This window comes from Streptomyces sp. WMMB303 (assembly GCF_029351045.1).
Lineage (GTDB): Bacteria > Actinomycetota > Actinomycetes > Streptomycetales > Streptomycetaceae > Streptomyces.
The window spans coordinates 6,308,463-6,332,367 of the sequence record NZ_JARKIN010000001.1; the positions used below are offsets into that span (position 1 = coordinate 6,308,463).

The window sequence follows — 23,905 nt, forward strand, 5'->3', positions numbered from 1 at the left end:
GTTCGTACCCCTTACAGCTTCATCAGGCTGGCGTCGTCGACCGAGGCCGAGTGGCGGGCGCGGTAGAGCATCACGATGATCGCCAGGCCGACCACGACCTCGGCGGCGGCGACGACCATGACGAAGAACGCCATGATCTGGCCGTCGAGGTTGCCGTGCATCCGGGAGAAGGCGACCAGCGTGAGGTTGGCGGCGTTCAGCATCAGCTCGATGCACATGAACACCACGATGGCGTTGCGCCGGATGAGGACTCCGGCGGCGCCGATGGTGAACAGCAGCGCCGCGAGATAGACGTAGTTGATCGGGCTCACTTGGCGGCCTCCTCGCGCTCGGTCCCGGCCGCGTCCTCCGGCTCGGACGGCTGCCCGTTCCGGGCGGCCTCCTCCTCGCCCGCCGTCTCCCGCTCCAGGGCGCGTTCACCCGGATCCTTGGGGCCGGGGTAGGTGGGGCGGCCCTGGTATTCGGCGGTGCGCTGCTCGATGGCGGCGAGCCGGGCCAGCTGCTCGGAGCTGACCTCGCGGATCTGACCGCGGCTGCGCAGGGTGGGGCTGACGCTGAGCTCGGCGGGCGAACCGTCGGGCAGCAGCGCCGGGCGGTCGACCGCGTTGTGCCGGGCGTAGACGCCGGGCGCGGGCAGCGGCGGCAGTTGGGTGCCGCCGCGCACCCGCTCGATCGCCTGCTCGCGCTGAGACTTGATCTTCTCCACCCGCTCCCGGTGGGTGAGCAGCGTGGCACCGACCGCGGCGACGGTCAGCAGCGCCCCGACGACCTCGAAGGCGACGACGTACTTGGTGAACAGCAGCGAGGCCAGCGCCGGGACGTTGCCCTGCGCGTTCGCCGCGGCCAGCCCGTTGAAGCCGCCGACCGAGACCTGCCCGATCCCGACGATCAGCAGTGTGCCGAGCCCCAGGCCGCAGAGGGCCGCCATCCAACGCTGGCCCTTGAGGGTCTCCTTGAGGGAGTCGGCGGCACTGACTCCGACGAGCATCAGGACGAACAGGAACAGCATCATGACCGCGCCGGTGTAGACGACGATCTGTACGACGCCCAGGAAGTAGGCGCCGTTGGCGAGGTAGAACAGCGCCAGGATGATCATGGTGCCGGCGAGGCAGAGCGCGCTGTGCACGGCCCGGCGCAGCAGGACGGTGCCGAGTCCGCCCAGTACGGCGACCGTGCCCAGCACCCAGAACTGGACGGCCTCGCCGGTGGAGGTGGCCGCGGTCGCGGCGAGGGCGGTCATCGTTCGCCCTCCCCGCTGGCGGTCACGGTGCCGCCGGTCTGCTCGCCGTGCGGCGCCGCGTCGAAGGTGGCGTCCCCGGCGGCGGCCGGTTCGTCGGCACCGAAGGTGTCGGCCGACTCCTGCGGCACCCCGGTGTCGGTGACGGTCTGCTGCACCGTCCCGGGCGCCGCCTCGGTGACCAGTCCGCGATAGTAGTCCTTCTCCGTCATGCCCGGGTGGATGGCGTGCGGCGAGTCGACCATGCCGTCCTCCAGGCCGGCGAGCAGCTCCTCCTTGGTGTAGATGAGGGACTCGCGGCTGTCGTCGGCCAGTTCGTACTCGTTCGTCATGGTCAGCGCCCGCGTGGGGCACGCCTCGACGCACAGGCCGCACAGGATGCAGCGCAGGTAGTTGATCTGGTAGACGCGGCCGTAGCGCTCCCCGGGCGAGTAGCGCTCCTCCTCGGTGTTGTCGGCCCCCTCGACGTAGATCGCGTCGGCGGGGCAGGCCCAGGCGCACAGCTCGCAGCCGACGCACTTCTCCAGCCCGTCCGGATGCCGGTTGAGCTGGTGGCGGCCGTGGAAGCGGGGCGCCGTGGGCTTCTTGTACTCGGGGTACTGCTCGGTCAGCCGCTTCTTGAACATGTCCGTGAAGGTCACGCCGAAGCCGGCCACGGGGTTCTCAGGCACCGTCAGCCCCCTTGCTCTCGGTGGTTGCGTCAGTAGCGGTGGTCGTCCCGCCCGCCTGGGCTCCGACCGGCTCGGGCTCCCGGCCGCGTTCGGCACGCGAGGGCCGCCGCGGCACGGGCGGCAGCGTCTGCCCCGGCAGCGGTGGTACGGGATAGCCGCCCGCCATCGGGTCGAACGGCTTGTCGGGGGCGGCCGCCTCCTCCTGCTCCTCCTCCGCGTCGCCGCGGAAGAAGTCCACGACGAAGGTGATCAGCAGCAGCGCCAGGGCGGTCCCCGCGACCCAGTAGACGACCTCGCTGTAGTCCCAGCCCTCGTTGCGCATGGCGCGGACGGTGGCCACGAGCATCAGCCACACCAGCGCGACCGGGATCAGCACCTTCCAGCCGAGCTTCATGAACTGGTCGTAGCGCACCCGGGGCAGCGTGCCGCGGATCCAGATGAAGACGAAGATCAGCACCATGAGCTTGGCGGTGAACCACAGGATCGGCCACCAGCCGTGGTTGGCGCCCGGCCACCAGGTGGAGATCGGCGCCGGGGCGCGCCAGCCGCCCAGGAAGAGGGTGACCGCGAGCGCGGAGACCGTCACCACGTGGATGTACTCGGTCAGCATGAACATCGCGAACTTGATCGAGCTGTACTCGGTCTGGAAGCCCGCGACCAGGTCGCCCTCGGACTCCGGCATGTCGAAGGGCGCGCGGTGCGCCTCGCCCACCATCGAGACCAGGTAGATCAGGAAGGAGACCGGCAGCAGATAGGCGAACCAGCCGTCCGCCTGCTCGCCGACGATCGTCGAGGTGGACATCGAACCGGAGTAGAGGAAGACCGCGGCGAAGCTGAGCCCCATCGCGATCTCGTAGCTGATGATCTGGGCCGTGGCCCGCACCCCGCCCAGCAGCGGATACGTCGAACCGGACGACCAGCCGGCCAGCACCACACCGTAGGAGGCGATGGACGCTGTGGCCAGGATGAACAGGACGGCCACCGGCATGTCGGTGAGCTGCATCGGCGTACGGTGGCCGAAGATCGAGATCTCGTTGCCCGCGGGCCCGAACGGGATGACCGCGATCGCCATGAAGGCCGGCACGGCACCGATCACCGGTGCCAGCAGATAGACCAGCTTGTCGCTGCCCTTGACGATGATGTCTTCCTTGAGCATCAGCTTCACGCCGTCGGCGAGCGACTGGAGCATGCCCCAGGGGCCGTGCCGGTTGGGGCCGACGCGCAGCTGCATCCAGCCGACGATCTTCCGCTCGAAGACGATGGAGATCAGCACCGTCAGCATCATGAACGCGAAGCAGAAGACGGCCTTGAGGGCGACCAGCCAGAACGGATCCGTGCCGAACATCGACAGGTCCTCGGCCGCCAGCCGCGACGCTCCGGCGAACGGACCCTGCGGGCTCAGCGTCGCGGCGCTCATGCGCCCACCTCCTGCGTGTTCTCCCGCTCGGCGGCCTCGGCCGGAGCGATCCGCACCACGTCACCGGGGAGCGCCCCGGTGTCGGCCGGGACACCGGAGCCGACCGAGTTGAGCGGCAGCCACACGACCCGGTCGGGCATCCCGGTCACCTGGACCGGCAGCCGCACCGCACCGCGCGGACCGCTGACCGACAGCAGGTCGCCGTCCCGGACACCGACCTCCTCGGCGGTCGCCGCGGACAGCCGGGCGAGCGCCGCGTGCCGGGTGCCGGCCAGCGCCTCGTCGCCCTCCTGGAGCCGGCCCTGGTCGAGCAGCAGCCGGTGCCCGGAGAGCACCGCCTCGCCGGTGCGCGGCTGCGGCACGCTCCGCGCCCCGGGGGCCGCGGCGGCGCCGCCCGCACCGCCGGTGCGGTGACCGAGCCGGTCGAGTTCGCCGCGCACCGTGCGCACGTCCGGCAGTCCGAGGTGCACATCGAGCGCGTCCGCGAGCATGTGCAGCACCCGGGCGTCGGGCTGCACATGCCGACGGGTCATCTGGTCGGGCTTGAGCGCCGCCTCGAACAGCCGCAGCCTTCCCTCCCAGTTGAGGAAGGTGCCGGACTTCTCCACCGCCGCCGCCACCGGCAGCACCACATCGGCCAGCTCGGTCACGGCACCGGGCCGCAGCTCCAGGCTGACCAGGAAGTCCACGGACTCCAGCGCCTGCCGGGCCCGGGCCGGGTCGGGCAGGTCCTCGACCCCGACGCCGCCGACGAGCAGCGCCGACAGCTCGCCCTCGGCGGCGGCCTCGATGATCTCCGCGGTGTCGCGGCCCGGCTGCGCGGGCAGTTCGGCGACCCCCCAGGCCCGGGCGACCTCCGCACGCGCCTCCCCGCTCTCGACGGGCCGGGCCCCGGGCAGCAGCCCCGGCAGGCAGCCCGCCTCGACCGCGCCCCGCTCGCCCGCCCGGCGCGGCACCCACACCAGCGTGGCGTTGGTGGCGGCCGCGGTGCGGACGGCGGCGGTCAGCGCACCCGGCACGGTGGCCAGCCGCTCCCCGACCAGGATCAGCGAGCCCTCACCGCGCAGCGCCTCGGCCGCCGCGGCGCCCTGCTCGTCCAGCCCGACGCCGCCGGCGAGCGCGTCCAGCCACTCCGTCTCGGTGCCGGGTGCGGCCCGCAGCAGGGTGCCGCCCGCCTTCTCCAGTCCGCGGGTGGCGTGGCTCGCCAGTGCGAAGGTGCGCTGCCCGTGCTTGCGCCACGCCTTGCGGAGCCGCAGGAAGACGCCGGGCGCCTCCTCCTCCGCCTCGAGTCCGGCCAGCAGGACCGCGGGCGCGGCCTCCAGCGCCGTGTAACTGACCCCGGTGCCGTCCAGGTCCCGGCCACGTCCCGCCACCTGGGAGGCGAGGAAGGACGCTTCCTCGGCCGAGTGCGGCCGGGCGCGGAAGTCGATGTCATTGGTGCGCAGCGCCACCCGGGCGAACTTCGCGTACGCGTAGGCGTCCTCGACGGTGACCCGGCCACCGGTCAGCACCCCGGCCCGGCCCCGCGCCCCGGCCAGCCCGAGTGCCGCGGCCGCCAGCGCCTCCGGCCAGCTCGCGGGAGCCAGTTCCCCGTCGGCGCCGCGGACCAGCGGGGTGTGCAGCCGATCGGGGCGCTGCGCGTAGCGGAACGCGAAGCGGCCCTTGTCGCACAGCCACTCCTCGTTGACCTCCGGGTCGTTCTCGGCCAGCCGCCGCATGACCTTGCCGCGCCGGTGGTCGTGCCGGACGGCGCAGCCGCCCGCGCAGTGCTCGCAGACACCGGGTGAGGAGACCAGGTCGAAGGGGCGGGAGCGGAACCGGTAGGCCGCCGAGGTGAGCGCGCCGACCGGGCAGATCTGGATGGTGTTCCCGGAGAAGTACGACTGGAAGGGCTCGTCCGTGCCGGTACCGACCTGCTGCAGGGCGCCGCGCTCCAGCAGTTCGATCATCGGGTCGCCCGCGACCTGGTTGGAGAAGCGGGTGCAGCGCGCGCACAGGACGCAGCGCTCGCGGTCCAGCAGCACCTGGGTGGAGACGGCGACGGGCTTGGCGAAGGTGCGCTTGCGGCCCTCGAACCGGGAATCGGCCTGGCCGTGGGACATCGCCTGGTTCTGCAGCGGGCACTCGCCGCCCTTGTCGCAGACCGGGCAGTCCAGCGGGTGGTTGATGAGCAGCAGCTCCATCACCCCGTGCTGGGCCTTGCTCGCCACCTCGGAGGTCAGGTGCGTCCTGACGACCATGCCGTCGGTGCACTGGATGGTGCAGGAGGCCATCGGCTTGCGCTGGCCCTCCACCTCCACGATGCACTGCCGGCAGGCCCCGGCGGGGTCGAGCAGCGGATGGTCGCAGAAGCGGGGGATCTCGATGCCGAGCTGCTCGGCGGCGCGGATCACCAGGGTGCCCTTGGGGACGGAGAGCTGGGCGCCGTCGATGGTCAGCGACACGAGGTCTTCGGGCGGCGGAGCGACCTCCCCTCCCCCTCCGGAGGCCGCAGGAGTGGTGACGGTCACGCGTTCACCTCCAGGTGAGCGGAGCTGGGGTCGTCGCCCCACGCGGTGGACTTCTCGGGGTCGAAGGGGCAGCCGCGGCCCGCGAGGTGGGCTTCGTACTCGTCGCGGAAGTACTGCAGCGAGGAGAAGATCGGGGACGCCGCTCCGTCGCCGAGGGCGCAGAACGACTTGCCGTTGATGTTGTCGGCGATGTCGGCGATCTTGTCCAGGTCGGCACGGGCCGCCTTGCCCGCCTCGATGTCGCGGAGCAGTTGGACGAGCCAGTAGGTGCCCTCCCGGCAGGGGGTGCACTTGCCGCAGGACTCGTGCGCGTAGAACTCGGTCCAGCGGGTGACGGCCCGCACCACGCAGGTGGTCTCGTCGAAGCACTGGAGCGCCTTGGTGCCGAGCATGGAACCGGCGCCGCCGACGCCCTCGTAGTCGAGGGGCACATCCAGGTGCTCGTCGGTGAGCATCGGGGTGGAGGAGCCGCCGGGGGTCCAGAACTTCAGCCGGTGCCCGGGCCGCATGCCGCCGCTCATGTCCAGGAGCTGGCGCAGGGTGATGCCCAGCGGGGCCTCGTACTGGCCGGGGCGGGCGACATGCCCGCTGAGCGAGTAGAGCGTGAAGCCGGGGGACTTCTCGCTGCCCAGCGAACGGAACCAGTCCTTGCCCCGGTCCACGAGCGCGGGAACCGAGGCGATGGACTCGACGTTGTTCACCACTGTGGGGCACGCGTACAGGCCGGCGACGGCCGGGAAGGGAGGACGCAGCCGGGGCTGCCCGCGGCGGCCTTCGAGCGAGTCGAGGAGCGCGGTCTCCTCGCCGCAGATGTAGGCGCCCGCTCCCGCGTGCACGGTGAGTTCCAGGTCCTTGCCCGGGCCCAGCGCGTCCGGGCCGAGGTAGCCCGCCTCGCGCGCCTCCCGCACGGCCAGGTGCAGCCGGCGCAGCACGGGCACGACCTCGCCCCGCAGATAGATGAAGGCGTGGTGGGAGCGGATCGCGTGGCAGGCGATCACGATGCCCTCGATCAGCGAGTGCGGGTTGGCGAACAGCAGCGGGATGTCCTTGCAGGTGCCCGGCTCGGATTCGTCGGCATTGACGACGAGGTAGTGCGGCTTGCCGTCGCCCTGCGGGATGAACTGCCACTTCATCCCGGTCGGGAAGCCGGCGCCGCCGCGGCCGCGCAGGCCCGCGTCCTTGACGTAGGCGATCAGGTCGTCGGGGTCCATGGCCAGCGCCTTGGGCAGCGCCCGGTAGCCGCCGTGCCGCCGGTAGCCGGCCAGCGTGTAGGAGTCCGACTCGTCCCAGTGCGCGGACAGCACCGGGGTGAGCAGCTTCTGCGGATCGGCCGCGCCGCCGCCCGGCTGGGGGGAGGCCCCGTCCTGTCCACCGTCGTGAGTCACTGCCGTCACTTCCCCTCCTCGTCGGATGCCGCTTCGCGCGGGGCGACGACGCCCGGGGTGCTCTCGCCCTTGGCCAGCCGCAGCCCGGCCAGCGAGGCGGGACCCGCGCTGCCGGACGCCTCCACCGCGCCGGGCCGCTCGTCGGGGAAGCCGGCCAGCACCCGCGCGGTCTGCTTGAAGGTGCACAACGGGGCACCGCGGGTGGGGGTGACCTCGCGGCCCGCGCGCAGGTCGTCGACGAGGGCGCGGGCACTGCCGGGGGTCTGGTTGTCGAAGAACTCCCAGTTGACCATCACGACCGGTGCGAAGTCGCAGGCCGCGTTGCACTCGATGTGCTCGAGCGTGACCTTGCCGTCCTCGGTGGTCTCCCCGTCGCCCACCCCCAGGTGTTCGCGCAGCGCGGCGTGGATGGCGTCGCCGCCCATGACGGCGCACAGGGTGTTGGTGCACACCCCGACCTGGTAGTCGCCGGACGCCTTGCGCCGGTACATGGAGTAGAAGGTGGCGACCGCGTTGACCTCGGCCGTGGTCAGCTCCAGCACCTCGGCGCAGAAGCGCTGTCCGGTGCGGGTGACATGGCCTTCCTCGGACTGCACGAGATGCAGCAGCGGCAGCAGCGCGGAGCGGCTGTCCGGGTAGCGGGCGACGATCTCGCGGGCTTCCGTCTCCAGCCGCTCGCGTACCTCGGCGGGGTAGTCGGGCGCGGGCATCTCGGGGATGCCCATCTCGATGCTGGTCACCGGTCGACGCCTCCCATCACGGGGTCGAGGGACGCGACGGCGACGATGACGTCGGCCACCTGGCCGCCCTCGCACATCGCCGCCATGGACTGCAGATTGGTGAAGGAGGGATCGCGGAAGTGCACCCGGTAGGGGCGGGTGCCGCCGTCGCTGACGACGTGCACGCCCAGCTCCCCCTTGGGGGACTCGACGGCCGCGTACGTCTCGCCCGGCGGCACCCGGAAGCCCTCGGTCACCAGCTTGAAGTGGTGGATCAGCGCCTCCATCGAGGTGCCCATGATGTTCTTGATGTGGTCGAGCGAGTTGCCCAGCCCGTCGGGGCCCAGGGCGAGCTGCGCGGGCCAGGCGATCTTCTTGTCGGCGACCATGACCGGGCCCGGCTCCAGCCGGTCCACGCACTGCTCGATGATCCGCAGCGACTGGCGCATCTCCTCCAGCCGCAGCAGGAACCGCCCGTAGGAGTCGCAGGTGTCGACGGTCGGGACCTCGAAGTCGTAGGTCTCGTAGCCGCAGTACGGCTGGGCCTTGCGCAGGTCGTGCGGCAGTCCGGCGGAGCGCAGGACCGGTCCCGTGGCGCCCAGCGCCATGCAGCCGGCCAGGTCGAGGTAGCCGATGTCCTTCAGCCGGGCCTTGAAGACGGGGTTGCCGGTGGCGAGCGCGTCGTACTCCGGCAGGTTCTTGCGCATCTTCTTGACGAACTCGCGCAGCGCGTCCACGGTCCCGGGCGGAATGTCCTGGGAGAGCCCGCCGGGGCGGATGTAGGCGTGGTTCATCCGCAGCCCGGTGATCAGCTCGTACAGGTCCAGGACCAGCTCCCGGTCCCGGAAGCCGAAGATCATGACCGTGGTCGCGCCCAGCTCCATGCCGCCGGTGGCGATGGCGACCAGGTGCGAGGAGAGCCGGTTGAGCTCCATCAGCAGCACCCGGATCACATTGGCGCGGTCGGGCACCTCGTCCTCGATACCCAGGAGCCGTTCCACGCCCAGGCAGTACGCCGTCTCGTTGAAGAACGGCGTCAGATAGTCCATGCGCGTGACGAACGTGGTGCCCTGGGTCCAGGTCCGGTACTCGAGGTTCTTCTCGATGCCGGTGTGCAGGTAGCCGATGCCGCACCGGGCCTCGGTGACCGTCTCGCCGTCGATCTCCAGGATCAGCCGGAGCACCCCGTGCGTGGACGGATGCTGGGGGCCCATGTTGACGATGATCCGCTCGTCGTCGCTCTTGGCGGCGTGCGCGGCCAGCTCGTCCCAGTCCCCTCCGGTGACGTCGTAGACGGTGCCTTCGGTGGTCTCCCGAATGCCTGCAGGTGCGTGGGTTGTAGAGGACATTTAGCTGTACGACCTCCGCTGGTCAGGAGCGGGAATCTGGGCGCCCTTGTACTCGACGGGGATACCGCCGAGCGGATAGTCCTTGCGCTGCGGGAAGCCCTGCCAGTCGTCCGGCATCAGGATCCGGGTCAGCGCCGGGTGACCGTCGAAGATCAGACCGAAGAAGTCGTACGTCTCGCGCTCGTGCCAGTCGTTCGTCGGGTAGATGTCGACGGTCGAGGGGATGTGCGGATCCGCGTCCGGTGCGCTGACCTCCATGCGGATCAGCCGGTTGTGGGTGATCGAGCGCAGGTGGTAGACGGCGTGCAGCTCGCGCCCCGCGTCCTCCGGGTAGTGGACGCCGCTGACGCCGGTGCACAGCTCGAAGCGGAGCGCCGGGTCGTCCCGCAGGATGCGGGCCGTGCGCGACAGGTGGTCGCGGGCGACGTGGAAGGTCAGCTCGCCGCGGTCCACCACCGTCCGCTCGATGACCTGCTCGGGATCCAGTCCCTGCTCCTCCAGGGCGCCCTCCAGCTCGTCGGCCACCTCGTCGAACCAGCCGCCGTAGGGCCGGGAGCTGCCGCCGGGCAGCCGCACGGTGCGCACCAGCCCGCCGTAGCCGGAGGTGTCCCCGCCGTTGCGGGCACCGAACATCCCGCGGCGCACCGCGATGACCTCGCCGGTGTCCCCCGGCGGTACGGGCAGCGACTCCTCGGCGCGCTGGGCCGGATCGTTCTCGAAGGGCGCCTTGGGGCGCTTCTCCTCGCTCATGCCCGCACCCCGCTCGCTTCTCCGCCCAGACGGCACACGTCCCGCCTCGTCCTCACCCGCGGCCCGGCAGCCGCCTGTGCGTCGCTCGCAGCCACCCCGCTCGCTTCTCCGCCCAGACGGCACACGTCCCGCCTCGTCCTCACCCGCGGCCCGGCAGCCGCCTGTGCGTCGCTCACCGGAGCAGCCCCTTCATCTCGATCGTCGGTACCGCCTTCAGCGCCGCCTCCTCGGCCTCGCGGGCCGCTTCCTGCTGGTTGACGCCGAGTTTCGAGTGCAGGATCTTCTCGTGCAGCTTGAGAATGGAATCGAGCAGCATTTCGGGGCGCGGCGGGCAACCGGGAAGATAAATGTCGACGGGCACGATGTGGTCGACGCCCTGCACGATGGCGTAGTTGTTGAACATTCCGCCGGACGAGGCGCACACCCCCATGGAGATGACCCATTTGGGGTTCGGCATCTGGTCGTACACCTGGCGCAGCACCGGTGCCATCTTCTGGCTGACCCGGCCCGCCACGATCATGAGGTCGGCCTGGCGCGGCGAGCCGCGGAAGACCTCCATGCCGAACCGGGCGAGGTCGTAGCGTCCGGCGCCGGTCGTCATCATCTCGATGGCGCAGCAGGCGAGCCCGAACGTCGCCGGGAACATGGATGATTTACGTGCCGCCCCGGCCATTTTCTCGACCGTGGTGAGCAGAAAACCGCTCGGCAGTTTCTCTTCAAGTCCCATTGCTTATCCTGCCCCTAGTCCCATTCCAGGCCGCCGCGCCGCCAGTCGTAGGCGTACGCGATACCGATGAGGGCGACGAAGACCAGCATTTCGACGAGCCCGAACATCCCGAGTGAGTCGAAATGCACGGCCCACGGGTAGAGGAAGACGATTTCGATGTCGAAGATGATGAAGAGCATCGCCGTCAGGTAGTACTTCACCGGGAAGCGGCCGCCTCCGGCCGGCTGCGGCGTCGGCTCGATGCCGCACTCGTACGCCTCCAGCTTTGCCCGGTTGTAGCGCTTGGGGCCGACGATCGACGCCACGACCACGGAGAACACCGTGAACGCGGCCGCGATCGCTCCCAGTACGAGGATTGGTGTGTAGACGTTCACCGCTCCCGTCTCCTTCCAGGCGTCGACTCTGACTGCCGGCAGACCGCTGGGCCGCTGCGCACCCCCACGAAGATCGCTCCTATGTGAGGCAGTTCACAAGCCCTGTTCGCAGGCATCCTAAGCCCGCCCCTCTGTGATCTGCGACACGGGTGCCACCAACTGGTTTGTGATCTCCACCACCTGACCCTCGATCATCCGATCGGACCGGCGTCAATCTTCATACGCAAAGCCCATGAGTGATCACCTGAGGTGACATTCATGCGTGCTCACAGCTACCAGAGGCGGGTCGCTGTACCAAGCACTCGACTGCAAGGGCAAATTCGCGCTGGACGGTTTCACCTGCTATGCGCGAACCACTGGTGATCGTGCACTCGTGAAGCCCGGCACAAGCGGCGAGACCCGCACGCGACCCGGCCGAGTCCCGCCCGTGACCGAACGGGATGGGCGATAGGCGCCCAACATCCCATTTGCACCAAGAGTTGCTTTCACCCTCCGGCCGGGAATGTGAGCTGCGCCACGCGCGTTCCCGTCAGTCGCTGACTTCTTTGCGCGGGTCATTTCACCGTGGTACACGCCGCGGGAATTCCGGCAATGCGGACAACAACGTGGTCACGGCCCCGTAGTTGGGCAATGATCACGTCCGGGAAGCCCCTTCGGAAGGCGCCCGCACGGCTCAAGTCGCCACTCGAGCGGCGACTGTGGCGCATCGCACGATTGTTGAGGCGAGGGTTTCCGGCCTGCTAGGCATTCCCTCATGTCCCCGAAAGCTCAGATTCCCAGCCACCGGAAGCCCCGCTCCAGCAAGATGAATACGGCGCTGCGTGCGGGTATGACGGGTGGCGTCATGGGCACCATCGCCCTGACCGCGGCGGCGGCACCGGCCCTGGCGGCCGACAAGAACGCACCGGCCGACACAGTGGAGATGCCCTCCCTCTCCACGGCCGACTCCAACGCCCTCGCGGCGGAATCCCTCCACCACTCCGCGCAGCAGTACAGCCTCCAGCAGGCCCAGCAGGACGCGGCCGCCGAGGCCAAGCAGGAGGCCAAGGAGACCAAGAAGAAGGCCGAGGCCGAGGCGAAGCGCAAGGCCGAGGCCAAGAAGAAGGCCGAAGCCGCCCGCAAGGCGGCGGCCGAGGCCAAGGAGCGCGCCTCCCGCTCCACGGAGCGCACCTCCCTCACCACCAATGCCGCCGCGCCGCAGGGCGGCAACGTGGCCACCCTCCTGAGCTTCCTGCGGGCCCAGGTCGGCAAGTCCTACGTCATGGGCGCCACCGGCCCCTCCGCGTACGACTGCTCGGGCCTGACCCAGGCGGCCTACAAGCAGGTCGGCGTCAACCTGCCGCGTACCTCGCAGCCGCAGTCCACCGCGGGCACCCCCGTCTCGCTGGACAACCTCCAGCCGGGCGACCTGCTCTACTGGGGCGGCGCCGGCAGCGCCTACCACGTGGCCGTCTACGTGGGCGGCGGCAAGTTCATCGGCGCCCAGAACTCCTCCACCGGCATCGTGGAGCGCCCCCTGAGCTACGACCAGCCCACCGGCGCCGTCCGCGTCCTCTGAGCGACCGCACTCGCCCGGAAGGGGCCCACCGCGAGCGGTGGGCCCCCTTCGCGGTGTCGCGGCGCTGTCCAGGATCGTGGTCACGGTGGAACACCGACACGAGCGAGCACGAGCAGCGGGGCCGGTCTTCGGGAACTCAGCCGTGGTACGTCGGGACCGGAGCGCGCTCCTTCCCGAGCCAGATCGTCTGCTCATCCGGCGTCACAGTGACCCCGAAGTCCCACAGTGCGGGCTTCCCCGCCCCATTCCACCATTCCAGAGCTCTGTGCACGTCCCGGAGGAGATCACGGGGACCGAACCGGCAGGCGCTCCCGCCGCGGATCCACACATACGATGCGCGGTCCCCGGCCAGGACGAAGCAGCCGTCGTCCTGCTCGAAGAACGAGACGCCCGGCAAGGTCACGGCGAGCGCGAACCGCGCATGAGTGCCGAGATCGAGCGCGGGAGCCTCCACGACGGTCTCGGCCTGGTTGCGGGTCGCTCTCCAGAGCGCCGAGAGATTCGGGCGCTCCTCACGCTGCCCACGCACAGCCATGAAGGTCTCCGAGCCGTGGAACCAGCCCCGAGCCACCCCAGGTTCCCGTACCCGCAGCCATATCAGGCCGAGGGCTTGGTAGTTCGGCAACCACGGGGTCACGATCTCCCCTCGCGCTCTCACCTGCCCCAGCCACGCGTTCGGCACGCGACGCACGGACGCCGTGGAGATCAGCCGGTCGTACGGGGCCTTCTCCGGAAACCCTTCCTCCCCGTCCCCCCACTGGACCTCGGGTGAGTAGCCCGCGGCGCTGAGGTGCTCCCGGGCCCGAGCCGCGAGAGTCCCGTCCACCTCCTTCGAGAAGACATTCTTCTCACCCACGCGTTCACACAGCAGGGCGGTGTTGTAGCCGGTGCCTGTGCCGATCTCTCCGACGCGGTCACCGGGCTCGGGTTCAAGCGAGGCGAGCATATTGAGTACGCCTTTGACGGCACTGATCGAACTCGTCGGGACCAGTCCGCTCCCGTCCTCGGCCGTCCGTCCGTCATCAACCTGCGTCACCACCGCGTCATCCGGGTGGTAGACCAACTCCGCCCACGCCTCGGGGTCCTCCGCACGGCAGAACGGGCGCCAGCGCCCAGCGCGCCACGTCCACACCCGCTCGGGGACGAACGCATGACGAGGCACCCTGTCGAACACGTCGCGCAACCAGGGCTGGGTGAAGACTCCTCGCTCCGCCAGCGACTCGGCCAGCCGCCGGCCGAAAGGGGCGCAGTCGCCACTCACTGGTCGTCATCATCCTTGCGGTGCTGTCCCGAGTTCCCGCCACCAACGGTGGGTGACTGCCCGTCGATGTTTCCGGGAGGTCCCTTGGGCTCCTCATTCGGCTCGTCCTTGGCGTGCTTGCTCATCGTGTCCTCTCCTTCCGGTGCTGAGACTCTTCACGCTTGCCGCTCCGCGCCCGGTAGGCCCGAAGGGGTGAGCGCGGGTGTGTCGTCCGTCATGTGCCGCCACCGCTCACCGTCACGTGAGGGTGCAGACGGATCTCGTGGGCCCGGTCACCCGCGGTGCGCGGGTCTCCCGCGTCCAGCGCAGCCTGCAACTGGCGGTCCAGTGCACCGCACACGTCACATCCCGGGACGGGCCGCGCCTCCAGCAGCCACGGTTCGAGGGGGAGCACGACGGGGGGTGTTGCGTGGCGGGTCGGCTCGGTCGGACTTCGGCCCATGGGGATCGTCCCTCCGTCATGCCATCGTGGCTGGGCTACTGAGCGAACACGACTGTAAGCAGACGGAGTTGGAGGTGATCGAGAATATTCTTGACTATTCGCAGGTAATGCCCGGCAATGCCTCGACATTCCCGTACGGCCCCGGCCACTCTGATGACGCGGAGATCCACGAACGGTGAACGGAACGAGAGGTGACCGCATGGCGCGCAGGCTGCGCTTCAACGGGACGGGCAGCGGGGACAACGGGTGCCCCTCCGTACATGAAGACACGGACAGTGGGGAGGTGATCGTCCACGGTCCTCCGCTGACCGACACGGACGATGTGGCACAGCTCCAGCACCTGTCAGAGGGCGAGGTCGCGGTGGTCGTGCCGCGTGAACTGCTGGCGGACTGGGGTCCGAGAGACGCGCACCGAAAGGCGAGGATCATCGATCTGGACGAGTTCGGTGAGCTGTTCCGCACGTTCCGGCATTCGACGTGGCGACTGGAGACCCGCCGTCGGTACGCCAGCGACGAAACAACGGAAACCTACCGACAGTTCGTGGAATCCGGGGCAGCCGAGTGGGACCCCGACCGTGAGTACCCGGAGATGATTCGCACGCAGACCGCGCAGGGCAAGCGGGTCGAACGCGTACGCATCGTGGACCAGCCGCCGACCGTGGGGCAGCTCTATCTGCTCGACAACGCGAAGCACAACAGCACCTTCGGCGAGGACATCCGCAACCTGTCGCGGGAGGAGGCAGACCGGCTCCAGCTCCCCGCGGAGGATTTCTGGCTGTTCGACGGCCGACTGGTGGCCCTCCTGCGGTTCGATGACGACGACCAGCTCGTCGATGTGGAGCTGATCACGGAACCCGCCGAGGTCGTACGGTACTCCAGGATCCGCGAAGCGGCGTGGCACTACGCGGTGCCGCACGAGGAGTTCGCGGCCGGGCTGGACAAGGGCGAGTAGAGGGCGCAGAACTGTACTGGTGAGCACGGACTATCAGAAGGCCCGCGAGGGCCTGGGGCAGCGGCTCAGGGAACTTCGTGTCGAGAGCCCTGACGGCCGCCTCACCAGCACGGCGTTGGCCGAGCGGCTCGGCTGGCCGCAGTCGAAGATCAGCAAGTTGGAGAACGGCAGACAGACGCCCACGCCCGAGGACCTTCGGGCGTGGGCGGAGGCCACCGGGCGGGAAGAGGCATTCGAAGAGCTGCACGCCCGGTTGAAGGGGTTCGAGTCGCACATCCGCTCCTGGCGGCGGCAGCTCGCGGCAGGACACCGCCCGGTGCAGGACAATTGGAAGACGCTGGTTGACGGTTCTAGAACCCTGCACAGGTGGGGTAATTTCGCGGTTGACGGAATGCTCCAGACCGCCGACTACGCCCGGCACGTCTTCCAGTGCTACGAGGCGCTCCAGAAGTGCCCCAAGGACACGGAGGAAGCGGTACGGGCCCGTATGCGGCGGCAGGAATGGCTGTACCGGCCGGGAAATCGGCTGAACGTGCTGCTGTGGGAGGGCGTCCTGCACGCCCGGATCTGCCCTCCTGCCGTTCTGGTCGCGCAGCTCGACCGCCTGCTGGGGGTCGTGGGCATGGACACCGTGCGGCTGGGGATCGTGCCCCTGGATGCCGAGCTGGCGCTCCCGCCGGGGAATGCTTTCTGCATCCTTGACGAACGGCTCGTCGTCGTCGAGGACTGGCACGCCGAGCTGTGGATGGACGATGCCGACAGTGTCGGCACCTATCGGCGGGTCTGGGACGCGTTCAGCGCGTCGGCCGTGTTCGGCACGGACGCCCAGCGGGTGATCACGCGGGTTCGCCGGAGTCTCACATTGTGACGCGGCCCGGGTGGCCGCACCCCGTACGCCCCTCGCTCATACCGGCCATATTCCCCAGAGCGCCTGCACGGCGCCCCGCACCCCAGCACACTCGGCGCATGCGGGACCACGACAAGCAATATCCGGCGCCGGATCACCTCACCATCCGCATCGCCCAGCGCGACGACCCCGTCTCTCAAGTGACCGAACTCGACGCGTTCCGGAGCGGGCAGCGGTATCCGCACATCGTGGTGCGAGGGCCGTTGTTCGGGTGCGCCGTGCAGACACCCGCCGACCGGCCGCGGTGGCGGCTGCTGGGCGAGTTGGACACGGGATTCCCACAAGACGCACGGGACGAGCTGAACTCGTATCTGTGGTCCTACGCCAAGGATCAAGCCGAGGACCACCGCGAGCGGCGCCGGCTGCTGGACGGCGTGGCACGGCTGGAGAAGAGGCGGATCGACGAGCTGTCCGTCGGATCCGACCGCTACCGCATCGTACGGGCCGACGAGTTCGCCCGGATCGGTGACGGCACGCTGGAACCGCCCCGACCCACCGATCACCCCGAGGACGACCACTGGGACCTGGAGAAGAAGGACACGCCGTCCGACGCCGAGGGGTTCGTGCTCGACCACGCGGCCGAAGTGCAGCCAACGAACGGGTTGGAGCGGCTCGGGCTGCGCGAGAGCGTCTACCACTCGGAGCGCTTCCCTGCGGACGTCCTCGCCGACTCCCGGCGCGCGCTGCGCACCCATCCGGGGCTGGTGCTGCTGCCTCCGGCGTTCCGTGTGCTGGAGCGGGAGGCGGAGTCCTGGTCGATGTTCCTGGCCGAGCAGTTCCCCACGCCGCAAGCGGCGCGGCGTGGGCTGGTGAACTACCTCACCAAGAGCGTGCCCATGGTGCGGGAGATCCCGGGGTGGGAGTCGGAGTACTCGGAGCGGGACATTGCCGTCTTCGCGAAAGCGGCGGAGCGGTTCATGAGACAGCGCGGCGCCGATGAACTGCGCGCACGCGGGCGGACGTTCCAGATCGTGCGCGTCGAGCGGATGATGCGGATCGGGCCGGACGGGCCGGAGCCGCCGCGCCCCTCCGACGAGGACCACCAGGAGCCGTCGGAGATCCACCCCACGATGGATGAGTGGGGCAACATCTCGTACGGCGACGAGTGAGGTGACGGAGAACCCGCGGGCCGACGGACGGGGCCGCCCGACCCGCGGACCGGCGGCCCCGTCCGCGGGGCTGTGGATCAGTGGGGGCCGTCAGGCGCGCGGGGTCACCTTCGCCAGGCCGTTGATGATGCGGTCCATGGCGTCGCCGCCGGTGGGATCGGTGAGGTTGGCGAGCATCTTGAGGGTGAACCGCATCAGCACGGGGTGCGAGAGGCCGCGCTCGGTGGCCAGCTTCATCACCTTCGGGTTGCCGATGAGCTTCACGAAGGCGCGGCCCATCGTGTAATAGCCGCCGTAGGTGTCCTTGAGGACCTTCGGGTAGCGCCGCAGGGCCAGCTCACGCTGGGCCCGGGTGGCCCGCGCGTGGGCCTGGACGATGGTCTCGGCGGCGATCGCGCCGGACTCCATGGCGTAGGCGATGCCCTCCCCGTTGAACGGGTTCACCAGCCCCCCGGCGTCCCCGACCAGCAGCAGGCCGCGGGTGTAGTGCGGCTGGCGGTTGAACGCCATGGGGAGCGCGGCGCCACGGATCGGGCCCGTCATGTTCTCCGGGGTGTAGCCCCACTCCTCGGGCATCGAGGCGCACCATGCCTTGAGGACCTCGCGCCAGTCCAGTTCCTTGAACGCGGCGGAGGTGTTCAGGACGCCGAGCCCGACGTTGGAGGTGCCGTCGCCCATGCCGAAGATCCAGCCGTAGCCGGGCAGCAGCCGGTCCTCGGCGCCCCGCCGGTCCCACAGCTCCAGCCAGGACTCCAGATAGTCGTCGTCGTGCCGGGGCGAGGTGAAGTAGGTCCGCACGGCGACGCCCATCGGCCGGTCCTCGCGACGGTGCAGGCCCATCTTCAGCGACAGCCGGGTGGAGTTGCCGTCCGCCGCCACCACGATCGGCGCGTGGAAGGTGACGGGCGTCTTCTCCTCGCCCAGCTTGGCGTGCACACCGGTGAGATGGCCGGTGCGCTCGTCCACGATCGGCTCGGTGACGTTGCAGCGCTCGTGCAGGCGTGCGCCCGCCTTCTCCGCCTGGCGCGCGAGCTGCTCGTCGAAGTCGTCCCGCCTGCGGACCAGCCCGTAGTCCGGGTAGCTGGCCAACTCGGGCCAGGGCAGCTGCAGCCGGTGGCCGCCGCCGATGATGCGGAGCCCCTTGTTGCGCAGCCAGCCCGCCTCCTCGGAGATGTCGATGCCCATCGCCACGAGCTGCTTGGTGGCACGCGGGGTGAGCCCGTCGCCGCACACCTTCTCGCGGGGAAACGCCGTCTTCTCCAGCAGCAGCACATCCAGTCCGCTGCGGGCGAGGTGGTAGGCGGTCGTGGCGCCTGCGGGCCCGGCCCCGACGACGATCACATCGGCGGACCGCTCGGAGGCGGCCGCCTCCGGCCGGGACCGCGCCTTGGACTCGGAGTGCGCCTGGGGTTGGGGGTCGGCCACGAGGACTCCCGCATGCTGGCTGGTTGGCTGACCGCGCCAGTCTATGCGGCGCGGGCGGGACCGCCTCGGCGCGGTCCCGCCCACGGCCCGGCTCCCTGGTCAGGCGCCGTTCTCGTCCCAGGTGCGCAGCGCGGTGCTGAAGACCTGCTCGCGGCCCGGGTCCGCGGTGTCGTAGCCGCTCTCGGCGTAGATGCTGTACTCGGTGCCGTCCTCGGCCACGTACGCCTGGTCGACGGCGTGGATGGTGCGGCCCGTGTCGTCGGAGGTGTAGACGAACTCCCAGCGGGCGCCGGGCCGTCCCCGGAAGGTGTTCGCGGTCAGCTCCAGCCGCCGGTAGCCGTCGCGCTTGGCGGCGCCCTTCTCCAGGGTGCGGAAGTTCTCGTACGAGGTCTGGCCCGTGTTGCGGATGACCCCGATGCGCAGGTAGTCGTCGCTGCCCGGTGCCTCGTAGTCGATCTGGGTGCCCTGCACCGTGCGCTGCCAGCCCTCCCGCACCCCGACGGAGAACCCTTCCGGATCGTCGGCCCTGGTGAACCCCTCGGGCAGCGAGGTGCGCTGTGGGGAACCGGGGGTTCCGCCCTCCCCGTCCTCCTCGGTGCCGGCGCCGGACGCGCTCGCCGAGGGGGTGGGTCCGGGCGTCCGGCTGCTCGCGTCGCCGGGCTCCGGCGACGCGGACGGGGACGACTTCTCCCCGGCTGCGGACTTCTCGGCGGCCGCGGTGTCGTCGCCGTCCTTCCCGTCGCCGCCCGCCAGATGGAGGATGCCGCCGGTCGCGGCGCCCACGACGAGGAACGCCGCCAGGACCAGGCCCGCCCAGGTGAGACCGCGGCGGCGCGGCGGCGGCGGGACCGGACCGCCGCCGCCCGGCACCGGACCGGCCAGGGTGTCGCCCGCGGGGTGACCGCCGCCCGGCGCGCCCTGCTGCGGGCCGGCGTACGGGGGCGGCCACGGCGCTCCGGCCGGGGCGCCGTACGGGGCGGGGTAGGCGCCCGGGACCGAGCCGTCCGCCCCCGCCGGGCCGCCCGGGCCGCCCCCGCGGCCGAATCGGGCGCGCAGGAACGGGACCAGCAGCGCACCGCCGTAGGACCACAGCAGCGCGAACAGCATCAGTTCGGCGATGCCTGCGCCGACCTCCGCGCTGGAGGTGAAGGACTCGCCGGTGCCGAAGTCGCTGTCGAGGCCGTTTCCCGTGTCGGTGCCGTAACCGTCGCCGAGGCCGCCGTCGCCGAGCCCGCCATCACCGAGGCCGCCGCCGAGCGCGCCGTCACCGAGCCCGCCGCCGCCCACGGGGCCGGACGCCTGGTGGAAGCGGGCCTCGAAGCCCATCCCGGCCACCGCGACGACCAGCAGCAGGCCCAGCACGAAGAACCCGGCGGCCAGCAACTGCTCGCCGCGTCGGGCGCTGCGCCGGGCGACCAGGGTGCCCAGCAGCAGCGCGCAGGCCAGCCCGCCGGCCAGGGCGCCCACCACCGCCCAGCCGTCGGCGAGGTCGCTCAGCTCCCCGTAGCCCAGCGACTCCCGGCCGGTGTGCCAGCTGCCGAAGTCCCACCGCACGTCGAGCGGCGCGCCCCAGGCCAGCGCGAGGCCGAGCGCGCCGACGTTGGGCAGCATCACCAGCAGCCCCCACACGTCGTCCGCGGTGATCTCGTCCGCTGAGGCGAGCAGGACGACGAGCATGACGACGGAGGCCAGCGCGAGCACGCACACCAGCGCGAGCCCCGCCGTCCGCAGCGCGCCCACCACGGCACGCACTCCGGGGCCCGCGGCCGCCACGGCGCCCGTTCCGCCGCGGGTCAGCACGAGCGCCGCCACCAGGGTCGAGAGCAGGAACGCCCACAGCAGGGTGAGCCCCGGCGCGGAGTTCAGCTCCAGGCCCTCATACGAGGGGGCCGCGTACAGCCCCAGGAGCAGGCCGCCGACTCCGCACAGCAGGCCGATCCGCAGCGCCGCCTCCAGCCCGGCCGACGGCCCGGCCGGAACCGTCCGGCGGCTCGTGACGCGGGCCGCCACGGCGAGCGCGGCGACCCACAGCACGGTGGCCAGCAGCGGCAGCCCGGAGACCTCGGCCTCGCCGACCACGCGGTCGCCCCCGACAGCGGTGCTGCCGTCGGACGAGACCCCGAACCCGCCCCCGATGCCCCGCAGCAGCGCGGCCAGCGCGACCCGCATCCGGGTGCCCCAGCCGATGTCGAGGTCGTCGAGGTCGTCGTCGGACCAGAGACCGAGCGCGCAGGCGGCCACCAGCAGCAGCCCCAGCGGCCAGGCGGCGACCCGCAGGGCCGCGGCCCAGTCGCCCTTCACGGTCCGGGACAGGAACAGTCCGAGCGGCGTCGGCCCGCCGGGCACGCCCGGCGGAGGAGGTGGCTGCGGAGGCGGCGGCGCCCAGGTCGCCGCGGCGGACGGCGTGCCGGTCGGTGTGGCGGGTGGCGCGGTCGGCGGCACGGGCTGCGTGACGGTCGGCGGCGCGCTCGGCGGCGCCGGTTGGGCCGGCAGGGAGGTCCGGGTCGGGATATAACCGGGTGGGGCGGGTGGGGTGGGGGGAGCCCCCGGCGCAGGCGGGGCGGCGGGCGCCGGGGGAGCGCCGGGGGCAGCCGCGACGTCAGAAGCGGGCGCTGCGCTCGACGCAGACGGAGCGTCAGCAGCCGGTGCCGCGCCCGACGCGGACGCGCCGTCAGAAGCGGTGGCCGCAGCAGGAGCAGACGGCGCATCAGGTGCGACCGGACCGGAGGGGGTTCCCGGCTCCGAGGGCGTCGGCTCGGCCGCGGTCGATCCCGGCTCCCCCGGAACCGTCGGGGCCTCGGGCGGGGTGGCCGGTGCCGTGGGGGCGCCGCACGACATGCAGAAGCGGGCCTCGGCGGGAGAGGCCGTGCCGCACTGCGCACAGCGCTGCGGGGACGGCGGAGGGGACGACATGGCGCTCCGGTGGGTTCGGGACGACGAAACGGCACCCGTGGGCACCGCGCGTACGCGGACGGATACGGGGGGCGGTTCCATCGTTCCGCCGAACTCACCTCGACGGAAGGAGATTTATCCAAGCGCAACCCGGCACCGGCTGCGGGAGGGGCGCGGCGCACGCCGAACGCGCCGCACGCCGAACGCGCCGCGCGGCTCCCGCTGCGCAACCGTGCGCCGGCTCAGGCGGCTGGGCGGAACCCGCGGTGCAGGGCGACGATGCCGCCGCTCAGGTTGCGCCAGGCCACCCGGCCCCAGCCCGCGTCCTGCAGGCGCGCCGCGAGCGCGGACTGGTCGGGCCAGGCGCGGATGGACTCCGCGAGATAGACGTACGCGTCCGGGCTGCTGCTGACGCGCCGGGCGAGCGGCGGCAGCGCGCGCATCAGGTACTCGGTGTAGACGGTGCGGAACGGCGTCCAGGTGGGATGGCTGAACTCGCAGATCAGCACCCGGCCGCCGGGCTTGGTGACCCGCAGCAGCTCGGCGAGCGCGGTGTCCACGGCGCTGACGTTGCGCAGCCCGAAGGAGAGGGTCACGGCGTCGAACACGGCGTCGGCGAACGGGAGTCGGGTCGCGTCCCCGGCGGTGAACGGCATCCAGGGGTGGCGCCGCTTCCCCTCGCGCAGCATGCCCAGCGAGAAGTCGCACGGCACGGTGAACGCGCCGGCCTCCACGAAGGGCAGCGACGAGGTGCCGGTACCGGCCGCGAGGTCGAGCACCCGCTCACCCGGGCGCGCGTCCACGGCCTCGGCGACCGCCCGCCGCCACAGCCGGGTCTGGCCGAGCGAGAGCACGTCGTTGGTGAGGTCGTACCTGGCCGCCACGTCGTCGAACATGGCCGCGACCTCGTGCGGCTTCTTCTCCAGGGATGCCCGCGTCACTTCTCGTCCGTCCGCTCGTCCGCTCGTTCGCCGCCCGTCGGCATACCCGGCCCGCTGGTCAGTTCGCGTCGATGAGCGCGAGCTCGGGGTGGGCCGTACCCCCGTCGATGGCCGTGGAGGACAGGTGCGAGACGGCCCGGTCGTCCACCGGGTCGTCCGCCGGGTCGTCGTGCACCACCAGGTGCTCGTAGGTGGTGGCGCGCTGCGCCGGGACCCGGCCCGCCTTGCGGATGAGGTCGATCAGCTCCATCCGGTTGGAGCGGTGCTTGGCGCCGGCCGAGGAGACCACGTTCTCCTCCAGCATCACCGAGCCGAGGTCGTCGGCGCCGTAGTGCAGCGAGAGCTGCCCGATGTCCTTGCCGGTGGTCAGCCAGGAGCCCTGGATGTGGGCGACGTTGTCCAGGAAGATCCGCGCGATGGCGATCATCCGCAGGTACTCGAAGACGGTCGCCTGCGTCTGCCCCTTCAGGTGGTTGTTCTCCGGCTGGTAGGTGTACGGGATGAAGGCCCGGAAGCCGCCGCTGCGGTCCTGCACGTCGCGGATCATCCGCAGGTGCTCGATCCGCTCGGCGTTGGTCTCGCCGGTGCCCATCAGCATGGTGGAGGTGGACTCGACACCGAGGTCGTGGGCGATCTCCATGATCTCCAGCCAGCGCTCGCCCGACTCCTTGAGCGGCGCGATGGCCTTCCGGGGCCGCGCGGGCAGCAGTTCGGCGCCGGCGCCCGCGAAGGAGTCGAGCCCCGCAGCGTGGATGCGCTCGATCGCCTCCTTCGGGGTCACCCCGGAGATCCGCGCCATGTGCTCGACCTCGCTGGCCCCCAGCGAGTGGATGACCAGCTCGGGGAACGCCTTCTTGATCGCGGCGAAGTGCTCCTCGTAGTACTCCACGCCGAAGTCCGGATGGTGGCCGCCCTGGAACATGATCTGGGTGCCGCCGAGCTCCACCGTCTCCGCGCAGCGGCGCAGGATGTCGTCCAGGTCGCGGATCCACACCTTGTCGCTCTTGGGCGAGGCGTAGAAGGCGCAGAACTTGCAGGCCGTCACGCACGAGTTGGTGTAGTTGATGTTCCGCTCGATGATGTACGTCGCGATGTGCTCGCTCCCGGCGTACCGGCGGCGGCGCGCCTTGTCGGCGGCGGCGCCCAGCGCGTGCAGGGGCGCGTAGCGGTAGAGGTCGAGCGCCTCCTCGGGGGTGACGCGCCCGCCGGTGGCGGCGCGGTCGAGGGCGGAGAGCAGGTCGGCTTCCGACACGTGCGCTGTCACCGTGGCGTCCCTCCA

Annotated in this window: 21 protein-coding genes; 4 read left to right on the forward strand and 17 right to left on the reverse strand. The window is 71.0% G+C overall.

The window, feature by feature from the left end; all coding sequences use genetic code 11:
* Positions 1-11: 11 nt before the first annotated feature.
* The 11 genes from nuoK to P2424_RS27515 all read right to left on the reverse strand — a co-directional run bounded on the left by nuoK (position 12) and on the right by P2424_RS27515 (position 11,139).
* Positions 12-311: an NADH-quinone oxidoreductase subunit NuoK gene (gene nuoK / locus P2424_RS27465; protein WP_019354175.1), complete on the reverse strand. Its 300-nt coding sequence runs from the start codon at positions 309-311 to the stop codon at positions 12-14.
* A complete protein-coding gene (locus P2424_RS27470) occupies positions 308-1,240 on the reverse strand; it encodes an NADH-quinone oxidoreductase subunit J (RefSeq protein WP_276478363.1) in 933 nt (310 codons plus the stop codon). The genes nuoK and P2424_RS27470 overlap by 4 nt, the downstream gene beginning before the upstream one ends.
* Positions 1,237-1,908 carry an NADH-quinone oxidoreductase subunit NuoI gene (gene nuoI, locus P2424_RS27475; RefSeq protein ID WP_276478364.1) on the reverse strand — a complete coding sequence of 224 codons (672 nt, stop codon included), beginning with the start codon at positions 1,906-1,908 and terminating at the stop codon, positions 1,237-1,239. Before nuoI ends, P2424_RS27470 begins: the two co-directional genes overlap by 4 nt.
* Positions 1,901-3,325 carry an NADH-quinone oxidoreductase subunit NuoH gene (nuoH, locus tag P2424_RS27480; protein WP_276478365.1) on the reverse strand — a complete coding sequence of 475 codons (1,425 nt, stop codon included), beginning with the start codon at positions 3,323-3,325 and terminating at the stop codon, positions 1,901-1,903. The genes nuoI and nuoH overlap by 8 nt, the downstream gene beginning before the upstream one ends.
* Positions 3,322-5,835 carry an NADH-quinone oxidoreductase subunit G gene (locus tag P2424_RS27485; protein ID WP_276478366.1) on the reverse strand — a complete coding sequence of 838 codons (2,514 nt, stop codon included), beginning with the start codon at positions 5,833-5,835 and terminating at the stop codon, positions 3,322-3,324. The genes nuoH and P2424_RS27485 overlap by 4 nt, the downstream gene beginning before the upstream one ends.
* Entirely contained in the window at positions 5,832-7,220 is a 1,389-nt protein-coding gene (gene nuoF, locus P2424_RS27490) for an NADH-quinone oxidoreductase subunit NuoF (RefSeq protein WP_276479154.1), read from the reverse strand. The genes P2424_RS27485 and nuoF overlap by 4 nt, the downstream gene beginning before the upstream one ends.
* 5 nt (positions 7,221-7,225) lie before the next feature.
* Complete coding sequence (gene nuoE / locus P2424_RS27495; protein WP_276479155.1) at positions 7,226-7,945, reverse strand: NADH-quinone oxidoreductase subunit NuoE; 720 nt, start codon at positions 7,943-7,945, stop codon at positions 7,226-7,228.
* 11 nt (positions 7,946-7,956) lie between these two features.
* The gene (locus P2424_RS27500; protein ID WP_276478367.1) at positions 7,957-9,288 is read right to left on the reverse strand and encodes an NADH-quinone oxidoreductase subunit D; all 1,332 of its coding nucleotides are present in this window, start codon (positions 9,286-9,288) and stop codon (positions 7,957-7,959) included.
* On the reverse strand, positions 9,289-10,038 hold the full coding sequence (locus P2424_RS27505; protein ID WP_276478368.1) for an NADH-quinone oxidoreductase subunit C: 750 nt from the start codon (positions 10,036-10,038) through the stop codon (positions 9,289-9,291).
* 172 nt (positions 10,039-10,210) lie between these two features.
* Positions 10,211-10,765, reverse strand: a complete 555-nt coding sequence (locus tag P2424_RS27510) for an NADH-quinone oxidoreductase subunit B (RefSeq protein ID WP_026004232.1) — start codon at positions 10,763-10,765, stop codon at positions 10,211-10,213.
* A 14-nt stretch (positions 10,766-10,779) separates the two neighbouring features.
* Positions 10,780-11,139, reverse strand: a complete 360-nt coding sequence (locus P2424_RS27515; protein ID WP_019354165.1) for an NADH-quinone oxidoreductase subunit A — start codon at positions 11,137-11,139, stop codon at positions 10,780-10,782.
* A 754-nt stretch (positions 11,140-11,893) separates the two neighbouring features.
* On the opposite strand from P2424_RS27515, the gene P2424_RS27520 reads away from it, so the two are divergent.
* A complete protein-coding gene (locus P2424_RS27520; protein ID WP_276478369.1) occupies positions 11,894-12,697 on the forward strand; it encodes a C40 family peptidase in 804 nt (267 codons plus the stop codon).
* 136 nt (positions 12,698-12,833) lie between these two features.
* Here P2424_RS27520 and P2424_RS27525 read toward each other — a convergent pair whose 3' ends face one another.
* Positions 12,834-13,958 (reverse strand): rRNA adenine N-6-methyltransferase family protein, encoded by a 1,125-nt coding sequence (locus P2424_RS27525; RefSeq protein WP_276478370.1) that lies wholly within the window; start codon positions 13,956-13,958, stop codon positions 12,834-12,836.
* Positions 13,955-14,083 (reverse strand): hypothetical protein, encoded by a 129-nt coding sequence (locus P2424_RS27530; protein WP_276478371.1) that lies wholly within the window; start codon positions 14,081-14,083, stop codon positions 13,955-13,957. The genes P2424_RS27525 and P2424_RS27530 overlap by 4 nt, the downstream gene beginning before the upstream one ends.
* Before the next feature lie 516 nt (positions 14,084-14,599).
* On the opposite strand from P2424_RS27530, the gene P2424_RS27535 reads away from it, so the two are divergent.
* The 3 genes from P2424_RS27535 (at position 14,600) to P2424_RS27545 (ending at position 17,368) form a co-directional block, all read left to right on the forward strand.
* The gene (locus tag P2424_RS27535; protein WP_276478372.1) at positions 14,600-15,352 is read left to right on the forward strand and encodes a DUF6879 family protein; all 753 of its coding nucleotides are present in this window, start codon (positions 14,600-14,602) and stop codon (positions 15,350-15,352) included.
* 19 nt (positions 15,353-15,371) lie between these two features.
* The gene (locus P2424_RS27540; protein WP_276478373.1) at positions 15,372-16,220 is read left to right on the forward strand and encodes a helix-turn-helix transcriptional regulator; all 849 of its coding nucleotides are present in this window, start codon (positions 15,372-15,374) and stop codon (positions 16,218-16,220) included.
* Positions 16,221-16,318: 98 nt separating this feature from the next.
* Positions 16,319-17,368 (forward strand): DUF5954 family protein, encoded by a 1,050-nt coding sequence (locus P2424_RS27545; protein WP_276478374.1) that lies wholly within the window; start codon positions 16,319-16,321, stop codon positions 17,366-17,368.
* A 90-nt stretch (positions 17,369-17,458) separates the two neighbouring features.
* Here P2424_RS27545 and P2424_RS27550 read toward each other — a convergent pair whose 3' ends face one another.
* The 4 genes from P2424_RS27550 to mqnC form a co-directional block, all read right to left on the reverse strand.
* A complete protein-coding gene (locus P2424_RS27550) occupies positions 17,459-18,709 on the reverse strand; it encodes a geranylgeranyl reductase family protein (RefSeq protein WP_051271847.1) in 1,251 nt (416 codons plus the stop codon).
* A gap of 183 nt (positions 18,710-18,892) precedes the next feature.
* Positions 18,893-21,139, reverse strand: a complete 2,247-nt coding sequence (locus tag P2424_RS27555) for a hypothetical protein (protein ID WP_276478375.1) — start codon at positions 21,137-21,139, stop codon at positions 18,893-18,895.
* A gap of 788 nt (positions 21,140-21,927) precedes the next feature.
* A complete protein-coding gene (locus P2424_RS27560; protein ID WP_276478376.1) occupies positions 21,928-22,626 on the reverse strand; it encodes a demethylmenaquinone methyltransferase in 699 nt (232 codons plus the stop codon).
* A gap of 58 nt (positions 22,627-22,684) precedes the next feature.
* The gene (gene mqnC, locus P2424_RS27565; protein WP_276478377.1) at positions 22,685-23,890 is read right to left on the reverse strand and encodes a cyclic dehypoxanthinyl futalosine synthase; all 1,206 of its coding nucleotides are present in this window, start codon (positions 23,888-23,890) and stop codon (positions 22,685-22,687) included.
* Positions 23,891-23,905 lie beyond the last annotated feature (15 nt).

What these genes read in the sequence shown, in the direction of transcription:
- nuoE (WP_276479155.1), bottom strand. Translation starts at nt 7,945, where the DNA reads ATGGGCATCCCCGAGATGCCCGCGCCCGACTACCCCGCCGAGGTACGC.
- P2424_RS27535 (WP_276478372.1), top strand. Translation starts at nt 14,600, where the DNA reads ATGGCGCGCAGGCTGCGCTTCAACGGGACGGGCAGCGGGGACAACGGG.
- P2424_RS27510 (WP_026004232.1), bottom strand. Translation starts at nt 10,765, where the DNA reads ATGGGACTTGAAGAGAAACTGCCGAGCGGTTTTCTGCTCACCACGGTC.
- P2424_RS27545 (WP_276478374.1), top strand. Translation starts at nt 16,319, where the DNA reads ATGCGGGACCACGACAAGCAATATCCGGCGCCGGATCACCTCACCATC.
- P2424_RS27530 (WP_276478371.1), bottom strand. Translation starts at nt 14,083, where the DNA reads ATGAGCAAGCACGCCAAGGACGAGCCGAATGAGGAGCCCAAGGGACCT.
- P2424_RS27505 (WP_276478368.1), bottom strand. Translation starts at nt 10,038, where the DNA reads ATGAGCGAGGAGAAGCGCCCCAAGGCGCCCTTCGAGAACGATCCGGCC.
- P2424_RS27470 (WP_276478363.1), bottom strand. Translation starts at nt 1,240, where the DNA reads ATGACCGCCCTCGCCGCGACCGCGGCCACCTCCACCGGCGAGGCCGTC.
- P2424_RS27520 (WP_276478369.1), top strand. Translation starts at nt 11,894, where the DNA reads ATGTCCCCGAAAGCTCAGATTCCCAGCCACCGGAAGCCCCGCTCCAGC.
- nuoH (WP_276478365.1), bottom strand. Translation starts at nt 3,325, where the DNA reads ATGAGCGCCGCGACGCTGAGCCCGCAGGGTCCGTTCGCCGGAGCGTCG.
- P2424_RS27500 (WP_276478367.1), bottom strand. Translation starts at nt 9,288, where the DNA reads ATGTCCTCTACAACCCACGCACCTGCAGGCATTCGGGAGACCACCGAA.